The 16,101-nt window shown below is 62.5% G+C and carries 11 protein-coding genes and 3 tRNA genes; 12 read left to right on the top strand and 2 right to left on the bottom strand.

Annotated features, from left to right (window positions below):
• Window positions 1–240 precede the first annotated feature (240 nt).
• The 3 genes from FS665_RS07915 to FS665_RS07905 all read left to right on the top strand — a co-directional run bounded on the left by FS665_RS07915 (window position 241) and on the right by FS665_RS07905 (window position 4,374).
• Window positions 241–1,524: an OprD family porin gene (locus tag FS665_RS07915; protein ID WP_145185913.1), complete on the top strand. Its 1,284-nt coding sequence runs from the start codon at window positions 241–243 to the stop codon at window positions 1,522–1,524.
• Between the two features lie 160 nt (window positions 1,525–1,684).
• Window positions 1,685–3,400 (top strand): proline--tRNA ligase, encoded by a 1,716-nt coding sequence (locus tag FS665_RS07910; RefSeq protein WP_145185910.1) that lies wholly within the window; start codon window positions 1,685–1,687, stop codon window positions 3,398–3,400.
• Between the two features lie 20 nt (window positions 3,401–3,420).
• Window positions 3,421–4,374, top strand: a complete 954-nt coding sequence (locus FS665_RS07905) for a hypothetical protein (RefSeq protein ID WP_145185907.1) — start codon at window positions 3,421–3,423, stop codon at window positions 4,372–4,374.
• Between the two features lie 45 nt (window positions 4,375–4,419).
• Here FS665_RS07905 and dinB read toward each other — a convergent pair whose 3' ends face one another.
• A complete protein-coding gene (gene dinB, locus FS665_RS07900) occupies window positions 4,420–5,478 on the bottom strand; it encodes a DNA polymerase IV (protein ID WP_178108311.1) in 1,059 nt (352 codons plus the stop codon).
• 210 nt (window positions 5,479–5,688) lie between these two features.
• Here dinB and FS665_RS07895 point away from each other — a divergent pair.
• The 5 genes from FS665_RS07895 (at window position 5,689) to FS665_RS07875 (ending at window position 10,373) form a co-directional block, all read left to right on the top strand.
• A tRNA-Met gene (locus FS665_RS07895) sits at window positions 5,689–5,765 on the top strand.
• A gap of 138 nt (window positions 5,766–5,903) precedes the next feature.
• Window positions 5,904–5,980 (top strand) — tRNA-Met (locus FS665_RS07890).
• A 145-nt stretch (window positions 5,981–6,125) separates the two neighbouring features.
• Window positions 6,126–6,202, top strand: a tRNA-Met gene (locus tag FS665_RS07885).
• A gap of 236 nt (window positions 6,203–6,438) precedes the next feature.
• Window positions 6,439–9,081, top strand: coding sequence for a bifunctional lysylphosphatidylglycerol flippase/synthetase MprF (gene mprF, locus FS665_RS07880; RefSeq protein WP_145185901.1), 2,643 nt, complete (start codon window positions 6,439–6,441; stop codon window positions 9,079–9,081).
• Window positions 9,081–10,373 carry a virulence factor family protein gene (locus FS665_RS07875; protein ID WP_145185898.1) on the top strand — a complete coding sequence of 431 codons (1,293 nt, stop codon included), beginning with the start codon at window positions 9,081–9,083 and terminating at the stop codon, window positions 10,371–10,373. The genes mprF and FS665_RS07875 overlap by 1 nt, the downstream gene beginning before the upstream one ends.
• Window positions 10,374–10,415: 42 nt before the next feature.
• Here FS665_RS07875 and FS665_RS07870 read toward each other — a convergent pair whose 3' ends face one another.
• Window positions 10,416–12,326 (bottom strand): potassium transporter Kup, encoded by a 1,911-nt coding sequence (locus tag FS665_RS07870; protein ID WP_145185895.1) that lies wholly within the window; start codon window positions 12,324–12,326, stop codon window positions 10,416–10,418.
• Window positions 12,327–12,560: 234 nt separating this feature from the next.
• On the opposite strand from FS665_RS07870, the gene rimO reads away from it, so the two are divergent.
• The 4 genes from rimO (at window position 12,561) to tsaA (ending at window position 16,029) form a co-directional block, all read left to right on the top strand.
• Window positions 12,561–13,892, top strand: a complete 1,332-nt coding sequence (rimO, locus tag FS665_RS07865) for a 30S ribosomal protein S12 methylthiotransferase RimO (protein WP_145185892.1) — start codon at window positions 12,561–12,563, stop codon at window positions 13,890–13,892.
• Between the two features lie 214 nt (window positions 13,893–14,106).
• Complete coding sequence (locus FS665_RS07860; protein WP_145185888.1) at window positions 14,107–14,817, top strand: rRNA pseudouridine synthase; 711 nt, start codon at window positions 14,107–14,109, stop codon at window positions 14,815–14,817.
• Between the two features lie 48 nt (window positions 14,818–14,865).
• On the top strand, window positions 14,866–15,327 hold the full coding sequence (locus tag FS665_RS07855) for a DUF1456 family protein (RefSeq protein WP_145185885.1): 462 nt from the start codon (window positions 14,866–14,868) through the stop codon (window positions 15,325–15,327).
• A gap of 6 nt (window positions 15,328–15,333) precedes the next feature.
• Window positions 15,334–16,029 carry a tRNA (N6-threonylcarbamoyladenosine(37)-N6)-methyltransferase TrmO gene (gene tsaA, locus FS665_RS07850; RefSeq protein WP_145185882.1) on the top strand — a complete coding sequence of 232 codons (696 nt, stop codon included), beginning with the start codon at window positions 15,334–15,336 and terminating at the stop codon, window positions 16,027–16,029.
• Window positions 16,030–16,101: the final 72 nt, after the last annotated feature.

Below are 16,101 nucleotides of genomic sequence, written 5' to 3'. Positions count from 1 at the left end.
TGACGGCAACAGCACAGCGCTGGCGTTGTACGGCCCGCCAACCCGGGACGTGATTTGCGACATGGAAATACCTGTAAGCGGCATGCGCATAAAGTTCCCAAAAGGATCATTTTTGCCATATCGCCAACAACAGTCAGCGTGCTATACCTTCCGCCGACATAACAAGAAAGAGCTGTACCCATATAACTAAATAACTTGGGCGCAGCGGTACTCTTCCTAAAACCAAAGGAGCAAATCACGATGCGCGTGATGAAGTGGAGCATGATCGCCCTGGCCGTTTCGGCAGGGACCTCGCAACTGGCCTTCGCCTCGGCCCAGGACGAATCCAAAGGTTTCATCGAAGACAGCAAGCTGAATGTCAAGACTCGCATGCTGTACTTCAGCCGTGATGCTCGGAACAACGATCGCGACCCGATCACCGGCGATCGCAAAAGCCGTTCGGAAGAAACTGGCCTGGGCTTCCTGGGCACCTTCGAGTCCGGCTTCACCCAAGGCACCGTGGGCTTCGGCGTCGATGCCATCGGCATGCTCGGGCTGAAACTCGACAGTGGTAAAGGCCGCGCTGGCACCGGCCTGTTCCCAACTGGCTCCGATGGTCGCTCGCAGGATGACTACTCCGAAGCCGGTGGCGCCGTTAAACTGCGCATCTCCAACACTGTGCTCAAATACGGCAACCAGTTCACGGCCCTGCCAGTGTTCGCCACCGATGACAGCCGCTTGCTGCCTGAAGTTGCCGAAGGCGCGCTGATCACCAGCAATGAAATTGAAAACCTGACGCTGCACGCCGGTCACTTCACCGGGATGAACGCGCAGGCACAAACGTTCCGCGACAGCTTGCGTCTGACCGAAGCCAACGTGGTCGGTGGTACTTACCTTTTCAATGAAAGCCTCAGCACCAGCCTCTACTACTCCAAGGTAGAAGACTACTGGCGCAAGTACTACGGCAACGTGAACTGGGCCGTACCGCTTTCCGAGAAACAAGGTCTGGTGTTCGACTTCAACATCTATGACACCAAGAGCGAGGGCAGCGCCAAATACCGAGCGTATGATGGCGACAAGCTGGACAACACCGCCTTCAGCCTGTCGGCTGCCTGGAACATCGGCGCCCACACCTTCACCCTCGTGCACCAGCGCGTACACGGTGATGGCGACTATGGCTATGGCGTAGACGGCGGCGGCACCGTATTCCTCGGCAACTCCGTGGCCCGTTCGGACTTCAACGCCGAAGACGAGAAATCCTGGCAGGCTCGCTACGACCTGAACTTCGCCGAATTCGGCATCCCCGGCCTGACCTTCATGACCCGTTACGTGCGTGGTACCGACGCTAACGTCGCTGGCACCAGCAATGGCAAGGAATGGGAACGCGACATCGACATCAAGTACGTGCTGCAAGAAGGCCCTGCCAAGGACCTCAGCTTCCGCGTGCGTCAAGCCACCTACCGCTCTTCCGATGGTGTCTACTATGGTTCGCCCTCGCTGGACGAGCTGCGCCTGATCGTCGAGTACCCGCTGAGCATCCTGTAAGCCTGGCTTACCGTGCAAAGCACCTGAAACAGCCCGGCATGCACGCCGGGCTTTTTCTTGGCTGACAACAGCCACGCCCTGGGGCATTCTGTACGCCTTCGTTTCGCCCCCGTACAATGCGGGGCTATTTCAATGTCTTAGGCAATCGACACGGCTAACCATGCGCACCAGTCAATATTTGCTCGCCACTCAGAAAGAAACCCCTGCCGATGCAGTGGTCATCAGCCATCAGCTCATGCTGCGGGCCGGCATGATCCGCAAGCTGGCCTCCGGCTTGTACACCTGGCTGCCGATGGGCCTGCGAGTGATGCGCAAGGTCGAAAACGTTGTGCGCGAGGAAATGAACGCTGCCGGCGCCCTGGAAGTGCTGATGCCAAGCATCCAGCCGGCCGAGCTGTGGCAGGAATCTGGCCGTTGGGAGCAATACGGTCCGGAGCTGCTGCGCCTCAAGGACCGCCACCAGCGCGACTTCTGCGTCGGCCCGACCCACGAAGAGGTCATCACCGACCTGGCGCGCAACGAGCTGTCCAGCTATAAACAGCTGCCGCTCAACATGTACCAGATCCAGACCAAATTCCGTGACGAGATCCGTCCACGCTTCGGCTTGATGCGCGGCCGCGAATTCATCATGAAGGACGCCTACTCGTTCCATGCCGACCAGGGTTCGCTGCAGGAAACCTACGACCGCATGCACCAGGCATACACCAACATCTTCACCCGCCTGGGCCTGGACTTCCGCCCTGTGCAAGCCGACACCGGCTCCATCGGTGGCAGCTATTCCCACGAATTCCACGTCTTGGCCGAGTCGGGCGAAGACGACGTCATCTTCAGCGACAGCTCCGATTACGCCGCCAATATCGAAAAGGCCGAAGCCGTACCGCGTGAAACCGTGCGCCCTGCCCCGACCGAAGAGCTGCGTTTGGTCGATACCCCGCAGGCCAAGACCATCGCCCAGCTCGTCGAAAACCACGGCCTGCCGATCGAAAAGACTGTCAAGACCCTGATCGTGCGCGGTGCCGAAGAGGGCAAGCTGATTGCCCTGATCGTGCGCGGCGACCACGAGCTCAACGAAATCAAGGCTGCCAAGCTGGAACAGGTGGCTGACCCGCTGGTCATGGCCACCGATGCCGAACTGCGCGACGCCATCGGCGCTGGCGCCGGCTCTCTTGGCCCACTGAACCTGCCTTTGGAAATCGTCATCGACCGCTCGGTCGCCCTGATGAGCGACTTCGGCATCGGCGCCAACATCGACGACAAGCACTACTTTGGCGTCAACTGGGAGCGTGACCTGCCCGTGCCACAGGTGGCCGACCTGCGCAATGTCGTCGAGGGCGATCCAAGCCCGGACGGCCAGGGCACCCTGGTCATCAAGCGCGGTATCGAGGTAGGTCACATCTTCCAGCTCGGCACCAAGTACAGCGAAGCGCTCAAGTGCCAGGTGCTGGGCGAAAACGGCAAGCCAGTGGTGTTGTCGATGGGCTGTTACGGGATTGGCGTGTCGCGCGTGGTGGCTGCCGCCATCGAGCAGAGCTACGACGACAAGGGCATCATCTGGAACGATGCCCTGGCACCCTTCCAGATCGCCCTGGTACCGCTGCGCTACGAAACCGAGGTGGTTCGCGAGGCGACCGACAAGCTGTACGCCGAATTGACCGCAGCCGGCTTCGAGGTGCTGCTCGATGACCGCGACAAGAAGACCAGCCCCGGCATCAAATTTGCCGACATGGAACTGATCGGCATTCCGCACCGCATCGTCGTCAGCGACCGCGGCCTGGCCGATGGCAACCTGGAGTACAAGCACCGCACCGAGCAGGACGCCCAGCCGCTGCCGCTCAACGAGGTGCTGACCTTCCTGCAGGCGCGCGTTCGCCGCTGATAAACAATGCACGAGTGATCATGTCCAAGCGAAGTACCTTTACCCTGGGGGGCGCCGCGTTGAGCGGCGTCCTGCTCGTCAGCGGTTGCGCCAACCAGATGTCCCAGCGCAGCGACCATGAAGAGCGCGTCGAGCGCAAACTGCTCGAGCATACCCTGCAGATCGATGTCGGCGAGCCGAAGGTGATGGAGCTTCCGCAACGGCGTGTGCGCATCCATGAGCAGAAGCGCTTCGAAGTCACCGAGTACGAGGTCACCCGCAGCTACGACCGCTATACGCCCTACCAGCCCTGGCGGGAAATCTACGAGATACCGCTGGGTGCGATCGCCGTGGTGGCCGGCATCGGCGCCAACGTGGTCAACGTCTTCGCCCTGGGCAATCTGCCCCCGAGCGTGACCCACGACTGGCTCAGCTATGGCATTGATGGCCTGAACCCGTTCATGAATGCGGCGTCGAACGGCCGTGCCCAGCAGAACCTGGCAAGTATCAGTGAGGTCCAGAAAGACCAGCGCGAGGACTTCACCAGCATGCCCTGGAGCGAGCGCCTGGTCGAAGTCAAAGCGGGCAAGAAAACCCATGAACTGACTACTGACAGGAACGGTGTATTGCGCCTGAACCTGCTGGACAGCCCGTTCTCTGAGCAGCACTTGAACAACGTCGGCACCCTGCACTTGCAGGTGGTCGATGAAGACTATGGTGTGCGCGGCGATGCCAGCCTGCTGGTCAGTGCAACCTTGCGCAACAAGTTGCGCGAGGCCCATGAGCTGATCTTCGATGACCTCGAAGATGACGACGTCGGTCAGTGGGTGCACCGGGTCAAGCGCTTGTCCGAGCTGGGCCTGGAAGAGGAAGCCAGTGAGATGGAGCAGAGCTTGATCGAACTGACCCGCAACGATCCAGAGCTGCAAGAGGACTTCCTGCGCGCATTGACCAAGGCCACCGGCCGACTGGTCGCCGATCCAGGCGCGCAATAGCGATCGCGCAATGCCGTCATGCAAGGGCCGTTCACGGCCCTTTTTTCATGGCCCGGGAAACAACTCCAGCTGTTCATGGGCGCCGCGCAGGTCGCGCAGCCTTACCCCGACGCCCAGCAGACGCACCGGTTTGCCACCCCGGGCAAAGGCCTGGCGCAGCAACTGTCGGTAGCTTTCCAGGTCGCGGCCTGCCCCGGCCTGTTCCAGGGTGGTCTGGCTGAAATCATGGAACTTGACCTTGACGAACGGTTTGTCTGGCCTGTAGCTGCTGTCCATTCGTTCGATGCGGGTGTTCAGGCTCTGCAGCAGCTCGGGCAAGCGCTCAAGGCAGCTGGCCAGATCCGGCAAGTCGTTGTCGTAGGTATTTTCGACACTGACCGATTGCCTGCGGCTATCGTTGTGCACCGCACGGTCGTCGATGCCGCGCGCCAACCCCCAGAGGCGCTCACCAAAAGTGCCGAACTCGCGCGCCAGGGCCAGCCGCGACCATTCGCGCAGGTCCAGGCAGGTGTCGATACCCAGGCGGTTGAGCTTCTCGGCAGTGACCTTGCCGACACCATGCAGCTTGGCCACGGGCAGCGCCGCCACGAAGGCCTCGACCTGATCAGGGGTGATCACGAAGATGCCGTTGGGCTTGCGCCAATCGCTGGCGATCTTGGCTAGGAACTTGTTCGGCGCCACGCCGGCCGAGACGGTGATATGCAGGGTGCGCGCGACCCGTCGACGAATATCTTCAGCGATGCGGGTCGCACTGCCGCCGTGCCATTGGCTGTCGCTGACATCCAGATAAGCCTCATCCAGCGACAGCGGCTCGATCAATTCGGTGTAGTCGCGAAAAATCGCGTGAATGTCGCGTGAGGCTTCGCGGTAGGCTTCGAAGCGCGGCTTGACGATCTCAAGGTCGGGGCACAGCTTCAGCGCGTGGCGTGACGACATGGCCGAGCGCACCCCGTAAGCGCGCGCTTCATAATTACAGGTAGCGATGACCCCACGACGGTCCGCTGACCCACCGACAGCCATGGGGCGCCCAGCCAGGCGCGGGTCATCGCGCATCTCGATGGCGGCGTAAAAGCAGTCACAGTCAATGTGGATGATTTTGCGCAAGGACATGGACGACCGTCAGTACTGTAAATTCATACAGATATTAGCGCATACGGCTTCACCGATTACAGCCCGCGCTGATAATCGGCCTGTAACCCCCGCCGCCCCTGGCCCACAGCTCCATCACCCGTGCTAAGCAGTTGAACCGTCAGGGCTTTTCGTAGATAAGTACTTGACACCTGTACAGAAATCCGTAGAATTCGATCTCACAGGCGCGGGATGGAGCAGCCTGGTAGCTCGTCGGGCTCATAACCCGAAGGTCGTCGGTTCAAATCCGGCTCCCGCAACCAGATTCGAGAAAAGGCCACTGTTCACGCAGTGGCCTTTTTCTTTGTGCGTTCAAAAAACAGCCAATCGCAAAAACTTTCGCTAAATCAAGGATTAGCGTTTGACACATCGCCCTATAGCTGTAGAATGCGCCCCACTGACGCGGGATGGAGCAGCCTGGTAGCTCGTCGGGCTCATAACCCGAAGGTCGTCGGTTCAAATCCGGCTCCCGCAACCATATTCGTCAGAATGAACCCCGCCTGTGTAACAGCAGCGCGGGGTTTGTTGTTTTTACGTGCCTATACGCCGCTGTCGTAAAACTTTGCAAATCAACGGTTAATGATTGACAACGCGCCGCATGGCTGTAGAATGCGCCCCACTGACGCGGGATGGAGCAGCCTGGTAGCTCGTCGGGCTCATAACCCGAAGGTCGTCGGTTCAAATCCGGCTCCCGCAACCATATTCGTCAGAACGAACCCCGCCTGTGTAACAGCAGCGCGGGGTTTGTTGCATTCAAGCATCTGAAAACCTGCAACCTTCCCTGCTTGAGCCGCCGCCTCAAGGATGAACTATCTTTAACCCTCTCGGACGACTGCAAGTCATGTTGCCCGGAGTAATATCTGGATATGTTTATCAAAGGGACTTCCACTTGGCCGCCGCTCTCCCCTTCCTCGCGCACCTGACACGAGGTAACTCATGACTTCCCAGACTCCAGAACCCCAACCGCCGCTAGCTTCGGCGCTGCCCGCTGCTGCCCAACGCCTGCCTTGGCTGGAACGCATCAGCCGTTACCGTCAGCCCATCGGGCTGGCCGTGACGCTGTTGCTGTTTACCCTGGCGCTGATCGCCTGCCGGCACTTGCTGAGCGAACTGGACATCTACGCCCTGCACGATGCCATGCTGGAAGTCCCGGCGCAGTCACTGCTTGGTGCAGTAATGGCCACGGTACTCGGGTTCGTCATCTTGCTGGGCTACGAGTGGTCTGCCAGCCGTTACGCCTCCGTCAAACTGCCGGCCCGCACCTTGATCATGGGCGGCTTCAGTGCCTTTGCCATTGGCAATGCGATCGGCTTGTCGATGCTGTCCGGGGGCTCAGTGCGTTATCGTCTATACGCCCGCCAGGGGATAGGGGCCAGCGAAGTCGCGCGCATGACCGTGTTCGCCAGCCTGTCCCTGGGCTGCGCGTTGCCACCGCTGGCGGCTGTGGCCACCTTGAGCAACCTGCCGGCAGCGGCCACTGCACTGCGCCTGCCCCCCTCGTTGCTGGCCGCGATCGCCGTCGGTGTCCTGCTGGTGACCGCGATGCTGGTGATCGGGCTGTATCGCCGGCGCCTGGCCGAGCAACCGTTGGCCGACAGCTTGCTGGTGCAACTGGGGCGACGCACCCTGCGCCTGCCTAAAGGCCGCCTCGCGGCCCTGCAACTGCTCATCACGGCGCTGGACGTTGCCGCAGCCGCCACCGTGCTTTACCTGCTGCTGCCGCAAGCCCCACCCTTCGGCGCCTTCGTGCTGGTCTACCTGCTGGCCCTGGCTGCCGGGGTACTGAGCCACGTGCCCGGCGGCGTTGGCGTGTTCGAAGCGATCTTGCTGGCCGCGTTCGCCGATCAGCTGGGCGCCGCTCCGCTGGCCGCGGCGCTGCTGCTGTATCGATTGATCTACGTCGTGCTGCCTTTGTTGGTAGCCTGTGTGCTGCTGCTGGCCAATGAAGCCAAGCGACTGCTGTTCGCGCAACACGCCATCAGGGCCGCTTCGGGGCTGGCTGCACCGATCCTGGCCATCCTGGTGTTTCTCTCTGGTGTGGTGCTGCTGTTTTCCGGTGCCACCCCGGAGATCGATACGCGCCTGGAACACATGGGCTTTCTGGTTCCACACCGACTGATCGATGCCTCGCACTTTGGCGCCAGCCTGATCGGCGTACTGTGCCTGCTGTTGGCCCAGGGCCTGCGCCGGCGCCTGTCGGCGGCGTGGCTCCTGACCACGGTGCTGCTGCTGGTCGGCGCGCTGCTGTCGCTGCTCAAAGGCTTCGACTGGGAAGAGGCCTGCCTGTTGACCTTCACCGCCGCGCTGCTGGCCGTGTTCCGCCGCTCGTTCTACCGACCGAGCCGGCTGCTCGAACTGCCGTTCTCCCCGGTGTACCTGGTGGCCAGCGCCTGCGTGCTTGGCGCCTCGGTGTGGCTGCTGCTGTTCGCCTACCAGGACGTTCCGTACAGCCACCAACTGTGGTGGCAGTTCACCCTCGATGCTGACGCACCACGCGGCTTGCGCGCCGCCATGGGCAGCGCGGTGCTGCTGGTGATCGTAGCGCTGACCTGGCTGCTGCGTACCGCACGCCCGGTCATTCACCTGCCGGATGAACAGGAGCTGCAACAGGCCCACCGTATCCTGCTGGCGTCCGACCAACCCGACGGCGGCCTGGCCCTGACCGGGGACAAGGCGCTGCTGTTCCACCCCAACGGCAATGCCTTCCTGATGTACGCCCGCCGTGGTCGCAGCCTGGTGGCCTTGTACGATCCGATCGGCCCGGCCCAGGAACGCGCCGAGATGATCTGGCAGTTCCGCGACCTGTGCGACTTGCATCACGCGCGCCCGGTTTTTTACCAGGTGCGTGCGGAGAACCTGCCGTTCTACATGGACATCGGCCTGACCGCGCTCAAGCTTGGCGAGGAAGCGCGGGTCGACCTGCGGCGCTTCGACATCGAGGCCAAAGGCAAAGAGATGAAGGACCTGCGCTACACCTGGAACCGCGGCGGTCGCGACGGCCTGAGCCTGGAGATCCACGAACCCGGCCAAGCGCCACTGGCCGAGCTCAAGGGCATTTCCGATGCCTGGCTCGGCGGCAAGAACGTGCGCGAAAAAGGCTTCTCGCTGGGCCGCTTCAGCCCTGAGTACCTGCAGCATTTTCGCATTGCCCTGATCCGCTTCCAGGGCCGGCCGGTGGCCTTTGCCAACCTGCTGGAAACCCATGGCAACGAATTGGCCAGCCTCGACCTGATGCGCGCGCACCCAGAGGCACCGAAACTGACCATGGAGTACCTGATGGTGGGTTTGATCCTGCACTACAAAAGCCATGACTACGGGCGCTTCAGCCTGGGCATGGTGCCGCTTTCCGGCCTGCAGCCACGGCGCGGCGCGCCCTTGACCCAGCGCCTGGGCTCGATGGTGTTCCGCCGCGGTGAGCAGCTCTACAACTTCCAGGGTCTGCGCCGTTTCAAGGACAAGTTCCAGCCAGACTGGGAACCTCGCTACATGGCCGTGCCGGCCGGGCTCGACCCGCTGGTGGCACTGGCTGATACCGCCGCCCTGATTGCAGGCGGCTTGACTGGATTGGTGAAACGTTGATGATCCGACGCTATTGGCTGTATGTGTTGATTCCCCTGCTTTTCGTCGCCTTGGCCGGCGCTGGTGCCTTCTGGCTGTGGACCCGCCCGGCGCCGCAGGCGCGCCTTGAGCAGCTGACGCTTGAGTCCACCCACCTGACCCGTGTCACCCCAGGCGTCCATGCCAAGGCGCGGGTGGCGATCGGCGTCCCTGAAGATCAGGCTCTGACCGCCAAACAACTGCTGGACCTGAGCCAGGCCGGCGAGGCGCAATTGGTGCAGGTCATCCTGCCGCCTGGCGACTGCGGCAAGCAGCGACAGGCCATGAGCCAAGCCCTGAGCCAGCTCTCAGACACGCCCACTGTGGTCGCAGGCATCGGGCCAGGTGCCGCCCAGGCTTGGCGCTGGCTGGCGGGCCAAACCAATGACAAGGCACGCGCAATCTCGGTGGGCTTCAGCGTGGAACAGCCCGGCTGCGGCGATGCCCTGCCCAAGTCCGCCGCCCATGGCCACTGGAACGTCGCCTGGAACGACAACCCTGACGATGCCAGCGCGGCGTTCGTACGCGATCAGGGCAACGCCGAAACCAGCATCAGCGACTATGACATTCACCTGCCGCAGGTGCTCAAGGCGCAACTGACCCAGGCCCTGGTTGGCCATGACGGCAATGCCCTGGCCATTCCCGTGGTGGAGGTGCCCGCCGGGCAGACTACCGACACCGTTACCCTGTTTCTCTCCGGTGACGGCGGCTGGCGTGACCTGGACCGTGACGTGGCCGGCGAGATGGCCAAGCTCGGCTACCCCGTGGTGGGCATCGATACCCTGCGTTATTACTGGCAACACAAGTCAGCCGAGCAAAGCGCAGCAGACCTGTCGGAACTGATGCAGCACTACCGGCAGAAATGGGGCACCAAACGTTTCGTGCTGACCGGCTATTCGTTCGGCGCCGACGTTTTGCCGGCGATCTACAACCGCCTGCCGGCTGAAGACCAGCAGCGCATCGATGCCGTGATGTTGCTGGCGTTCGCCCGCAGCGGCAGCTTCGAGATCGAGGTCGAAGGCTGGCTGGGCAAAGAGGGCCAGGAGGCGCCGACCGGGCCTGAGATGGCCAAGCTGCCAGCATCCAAAGTGGTGTGCATCTATGGCGTCGAGGAAGCCGACGAGAGCGGCTGCACCGCCCAAACTGCGGTGGGCGAGCGCATGAAGTTGCCCGGCGGGCATCACTTCGATGAAAACTATCCGGCATTGGCCAAGCGTCTGATCGATGAGATCGAGACGCGTCAAGGCAAGTCCAGCGTGGCGGCCCAGCAATAAGTGCAGATTGCCGGGGCTGTCAGGCAGCCCCGGCATCGATCGCTAGATTTCCACCTGCGTGCCCAATTCGATCACCCTGTTCAGCGGCAGATTGAAAAAGCGCAGGTTACCGTTGGCATTCTTCAGCAGGAACGCGAACAGGTTGCCGCGCCAGCGTGACATGCCTTCCAGGCGCGAGGCGATCACCGTTTCCCGGCTGAGGAAGTACGTGGTGCGCATCGGGCTGAAGTCCAGCTGGTCCAGATGGCACAGGCGCAACGCCGCCGGCACGTCCGGCTCATCCATGAAGCCGAAATGCAGCAGCACGCGGAAGAAGCCATCGCCATAGGCCTCGACCTCGAAGCGTTCATGCTCCGGCACCCGCGGACGGTCTTCGCTGACCACGGTCAGCAACACCACCTGGCTGTGCAGGACCTGGTTGTGCAACAGGTTGTGCAGCAGCGCATGGGGCACGGCGTCAGCCCGCGCGGTGAGAAACACCGCGGTACCCTCGACGCGATGCGGCGGCTGCACGCGGATGCTGGCGATGAACACCGGCAGCGGCAACGCCCCCTCGTCGATACGCTCGACCAGGATCTGCTTGCCACGCTTCCAGGTGCTCATCAGCAGGAACAACACGCCACCGGCCAGCACCGGGAAGGCGCCGCCCTCGACGATCTTGGGCACGTTGGCGGCGAAGAACAGGCCGTCGACCAGCAGGAACCCGAGCAGAATCGGCACCGCCAGCAGCGGTGGCCATTTCCACAACAGCAACATCACCGACGCCACCAGAATGGTCGTCATCAACATGGTCCCGGTCACCGCTACGCCGTAGGCCGCTGCCAGGGCGCCGGAGGATTCGAAACCGATCACCAGCAGCACCACACCGATCATCAGCGTCCAGTTCACCGCACCGATGTAGATCTGCCCCTGCTCGTCACTGGAGGTGTGCTGGATGTGCATGCGCGGAATGTAGCCGAGCTGGATGGCCTGCCGTGTCAGCGAGAAAGCGCCGGAGATCACCGCCTGGGAGGCGATCACCGTGGCCATGGTCGCCAGGCCCACCATCGGCAACAGTGCCCAGGCTGGTGCGAGCAGATAGAACGGGTTGCGTGCCGCTTCGGGGTTCTGCAGCAGCAACGCGCCCTGACCAAAATAGTTGAGCACCAAGGCCGGCAGCACCAGGGCGAACCAGGCGCGGGCAATCGGTTTGCGGCCAAAGTGGCCCATGTCGGCGTACAGCGCCTCGGCACCGGTCAACGCCAGCACCACAGCGCCGAGAATGGCAACGCCCATGCCGGGATGGACGACGAAGAAATTCACCGCCCAGCCTGGATTGAACGCCTTGAGCACTTCCGGGCTCTGCACGATCCCGTGTACCCCCAGCGCGGCCAGGGCGATGAACCACAACACCATGATCGGGCCGAACAGCTTGCCGATCTTGTCGGTGCCGTGTTTCTGCACCAGGAACAAGGCCACCAAGACTACTAGGGAAATCGGCACCACCCAGTGGTCGATGCCATCGAACGCCAGACCCATGCCTTCCACCGCCGAGAGCACCGACACTGCCGGGGTGATCATGCTGTCGCCGTAGAACAACGAGGCGCCGATCAGCCCGCAGATCACCATCAGTGTACGTAACCTCGGGTGCGCCGCCGTAGCCCGCCGCGCCAGTGCGGTCAACGCCATGGTGCCACCCTCGCCCTGGTTGTCGGCGCGTAGGATGAACATGACGTACTTGAACGACACGACCCACAACAGCGACCAGAGGATCAGCGACAGGATGCCCAGCACCCCATCATGGTTGACCGGCACACCATAGCCGCCGGAAAAGACTTCCTTGAGGGTATACAGCGGGCTGGTCCCGATATCGCCATAAACCACGCCGACCGCCGCCACCAGCACGCCCAGCGAGCGCGATGCGCCCTGCTTGCTCGTGTGCCCGCCCTCGGCGTGACTGCTTGCCTGAACCATCGAACACTCCTGCAAACGGCCCCTGGGGCCAATAGAATTCACGCCTGCGCCAGGGCCCTCCAGCAGCCCAGGCACAATGGCGCGAAGCATAGCGCAGCGTTCGTCGCTTTTGTGCTGGTCAATCGACCTTGCGCTCGCTAGAATTGCGCACTTTTTGATCAGAGGCGCGCCAAGCGCCCGTCAGATCGCCCCCGTTAGCGGCCGGGCGAACGGCATTCAATACCGAGGTTAGTCATGTCCACCACTCCCGCCATCCCCAAGGTTGGTTTCGTCAGCCTGGGCTGCCCCAAGGCCCTGGTCGATTCCGAGCGCATCCTGACCCAGCTGCGCATGGAAGGCTATGAAGTCGTGCCCACCTACGAGGATGCCGATGTCGTGGTGGTCAACACCTGCGGTTTCATCGACAGCGCCAAGGCCGAATCGTTGGAAGTGATCGGTGAGGCGATCAAGGAAAACGGCAAGGTCATCGTCACCGGCTGCATGGGTGTCGAAGAAGGCAGCATCCGCGATGTGCACCCAAGCGTGCTGTCGGTCACCGGCCCGCAGCAGTACGAGCAGGTGGTCAACGCCGTGCACGAAGTGGTGCCACCGCGTCAGGACCACAACCCGCTCATCGACCTGGTACCGCCCCAGGGCGTCAAGCTGACGCCGCGCCACTACGCCTACCTGAAAATTTCCGAAGGCTGCAATCATAGCTGCAGCTTCTGCATCATCCCATCGATGCGCGGCAAGCTGGTCAGCCGTCCGGTCGGCGAGGTGCTGAGCGAGGCCGAGCGCCTGGTCAAGGCGGGCGTCAAGGAGATCCTGGTGATCTCCCAGGACACCAGCGCCTATGGCGTCGACGTCAAGTACAAGACCGACTTCTGGAACGGGCGGCCGGTCAAGACGCGCATGCTCGAGTTGTGCGAAGCCTTGAGCAGCCTGGGCGCATGGGTGCGCCTGCATTATGTGTACCCCTACCCTAACGTCGACGACGTGATCCCACTGATGGCGGCCGGCAAGCTCCTGCCATACCTGGACATTCCGTTCCAGCACGCCAGCCCCAAGGTGCTCAAGTCGATGAAACGCCCGGCGTTCGAAGACCGTACCCTGGCGCGCATCAAGCAGTGGCGCGAGCAGTGCCCTGAGCTGGTGATCCGCTCGACGTTCATCGTCGGTTTCCCCGGCGAAACCGAGGAAGACTTCCAGTACCTGCTCGACTGGCTCACCGAAGCCCAGCTCGACCGCGTTGGCTGCTTCCAGTACTCGCCGGTCGAAGGCGCCCCCGCCAACGAGCTGGGCCTCGATGAGGTGCCAGACGACGTCAAGCAGGCGCGCTGGGACCGCTTCATGGCGCACCAGCAGGCGATCAGCGCCGCGCGTCTGCAACAGCGTATCGGCAAGGAAATCGAAGTACTGATCGACGAAGTCGAAGAGCAGGGTTCGGTGGGCCGCAGCTTCTTCGATGCCCCGGAAATCGACGGTAGCGTGTTCATCGACGGCAATCATGGCTTCAAGCCAGGCGACAAGGTGCGCTGCCGCATCGTTGATGCCGACGAATACGACATGTGGGCCGAGCCGCTCTAAGCGCTCGAACGACGATAAGCCCTGCTCACTTGCAGGGCTTTTTTTATTGCTCTGAGCGGTAGTTGCGCCGTTGAGCGCGCGCGACACGACACCCCGCCCTATCACTGATCGGTAACGACCGGCAGCGAAAATGACGCGTTTGCCACAGATTGCGCTCATCAACCCTGCCCAGGCAGGTACAATGCACCTCTTTACCTGCCCCGCGAAGTGCCCCATGTCCGAACCCATCCGCCTGTCCAAACGCCTCATCGAACAGCTTGGCTGTTCCCGCCGTGATGCCGAGCTGTACATCGAGGGGGGTTGGGTCACGGTCGATGGCGTGGTGGTCGAGCAACCGCAGTTCAAAGTCGAGCAGCAGCGCGTCGAATTGCTGCCCGGCGCTCGTGCCGAAGCGCTGGAGCCGGTCACCTTGCTGATGCATCAGCCAGCTGGCAGCGACAGTGAAAGCGCACGTGCCAGTCTCAACATGGGCAATCTCAGTGATGCCCATCGCGAAGGCGTAAGGCCACTGCACGGGCACTTTGCCCGGCTGACCTGCCTGGCACCGCTGGAGCGCGGCGCCAGCGGCTTGCAGGTGTTCACCCAGGACTGGCGGGTGACCCGCAAGATCGACGCCGACCTGCGCCGCATGGAGCAGGAATACATCATCGAAGTGCGCGGCGAAACCACCCCGCAAGCCCTTGAACGCCTGGCCCGTGGTGCCACCCGCAACGACCGCGAGCTGCCCAAGGCCAAGGCCAGTTGGCAGAACGAAACCCACCTGCGCATGGTCGTGAAAAACCCCCAGCCTGGCCAGCTCAGCGAGCTGTGCGCCTACCTGCGCCTGGAGGTGCTGGGTATGCGCCGTATTCGCCTGGGAGGCGTGTCGATGGGCAAGCTGCCGGTCGGGCACTGGCGCTACGTCGCCGCCACAGAACGTTTCTAAGCAATGCGCCACGCCCTGGCGTGGCTCACAAACAGGATTTTTGCAGCAATGAACCACAACGATGTCCTGCGCAGCCTGCGCTACATGCTCAAGGTGAACGACGCCAAGATGGCAGAGATCATTGCGCTGTCCGGCCTCGAGGTTAACCCCATCGTGCTTGCCACGTACCTGAAGAAAGAAGACGAGGCAGGCTTCGTGCGCTGCCCCGAGCGGGTCATGGCGCATTTTCTCGATGGCCTGGTGACGCTGCGTCGCGGCAAGGATGACAGCCGCCCGGCACAGCCGGTCGAGCTGCCGGTGACCAACAACACCATCCTGAAAAAGCTGCGGGTAGCCTTCGAACTCAAGGAAGAAGACCTGCATGCCATTCTCAAGTCGGTCAACTTCCCGGTGTCCAAGCCGGAGCTCAGCGCGTTGTTCCGCAAAGTCGGGCACGACAACTACCGGCCCTGCGGCGACCAGTTGCTGCGCAATTTCCTCAAGGGCCTGACCCTGCGCGTGCGTGGCTGAGCCAGCATGCAGCATACGGTGACACCGGTCGGCATCGTCCGCTCCTGCTTCAAGGAAAAGTTCGCCATTCCGCGCCAGCCTCAGCTGGCGCCGGCAGCGCGGGCCGTGCTGGAGCTGCTGCCGCCGTTCGATCAAGGCGATGCCGTAGCGGGCCTGGAGCAGGTCAGCCACGTCTGGCTGCTGTTTCTGTTCCATCAGGCCCTTGAGGACAAGCCACGCTTGAAGGTCCGCCCGCCGCGCCTGGGCGGTAACAAGAGCATGGGAGTATTCGCCACCCGCGCCACCCATCGCCCGAACGGGATTGGTCAGTCGGTCGTGCGGCTGGAGGGCGTTGAAGCCGGGCGTTTGCTGCTGTCAGGGGTGGATCTGCTTGACGGTACGCCAGTGCTGGATATCAAGCCCTACGTGCCCTACGCCGATAGCCTCAGCGAAGCGACCAACACCATGGCCAGCGCTGCGCCGCCAGCGATCGCCGTGCACTGGAGCGACAGCGCCCTGCCCCAGGCCCGCGAACACGCGCTGCGCTTGCAGCAGCCACTGGTTGAGCTGATCGAGCAATGCCTGGCGCAGGATCCGCGCCCGGCTTATCAGGTGCCGCCCGCAGAGCGGGTGTATGGGGTGAAGCTCTGGGACGTGCAAGTGCGCTGGCACTACCCGCACCCCGAGCAGATTCGCGTACTCGAAGTGGTCGCGGCCGACTGAGCCGACCCAGCCCTTTGAATGACCCACAAAAAAACGCGGACCTGAGTCCGCGTTTGTTTGTGCTGCCTGCTG

Source organism: Pseudomonas sp. URMO17WK12:I11 (genome assembly GCF_007677725.1).
Taxonomy (GTDB): Bacteria; Pseudomonadota; Gammaproteobacteria; order Pseudomonadales; family Pseudomonadaceae; genus Aquipseudomonas.
This window is presented reverse-complemented; position numbering and strand designations above follow the sequence as displayed.

Excerpts from the sequence above, each read along its gene's own strand:
- FS665_RS07915 (WP_145185913.1), top strand. The coding sequence starts at position 241 with ATGCGCGTGATGAAGTGGAGCATGATCGCCCTGGCCGTTTCGGCAGGG.
- FS665_RS07910 (WP_145185910.1), top strand. The coding sequence starts at position 1,685 with ATGCGCACCAGTCAATATTTGCTCGCCACTCAGAAAGAAACCCCTGCC.
- FS665_RS07905 (WP_145185907.1), top strand. The coding sequence starts at position 3,421 with ATGTCCAAGCGAAGTACCTTTACCCTGGGGGGCGCCGCGTTGAGCGGC.
- mprF (WP_145185901.1), top strand. The coding sequence starts at position 6,439 with ATGACTTCCCAGACTCCAGAACCCCAACCGCCGCTAGCTTCGGCGCTG.
- FS665_RS07875 (WP_145185898.1), top strand. The coding sequence starts at position 9,081 with ATGATCCGACGCTATTGGCTGTATGTGTTGATTCCCCTGCTTTTCGTC.
- FS665_RS07870 (WP_145185895.1), bottom strand. The coding sequence starts at position 12,326 with ATGGTTCAGGCAAGCAGTCACGCCGAGGGCGGGCACACGAGCAAGCAG.
- rimO (WP_145185892.1), top strand. The coding sequence starts at position 12,561 with ATGTCCACCACTCCCGCCATCCCCAAGGTTGGTTTCGTCAGCCTGGGC.
- FS665_RS07860 (WP_145185888.1), top strand. The coding sequence starts at position 14,107 with ATGTCCGAACCCATCCGCCTGTCCAAACGCCTCATCGAACAGCTTGGC.
- FS665_RS07855 (WP_145185885.1), top strand. The coding sequence starts at position 14,866 with ATGAACCACAACGATGTCCTGCGCAGCCTGCGCTACATGCTCAAGGTG.
- tsaA (WP_145185882.1), top strand. The coding sequence starts at position 15,334 with ATGCAGCATACGGTGACACCGGTCGGCATCGTCCGCTCCTGCTTCAAG.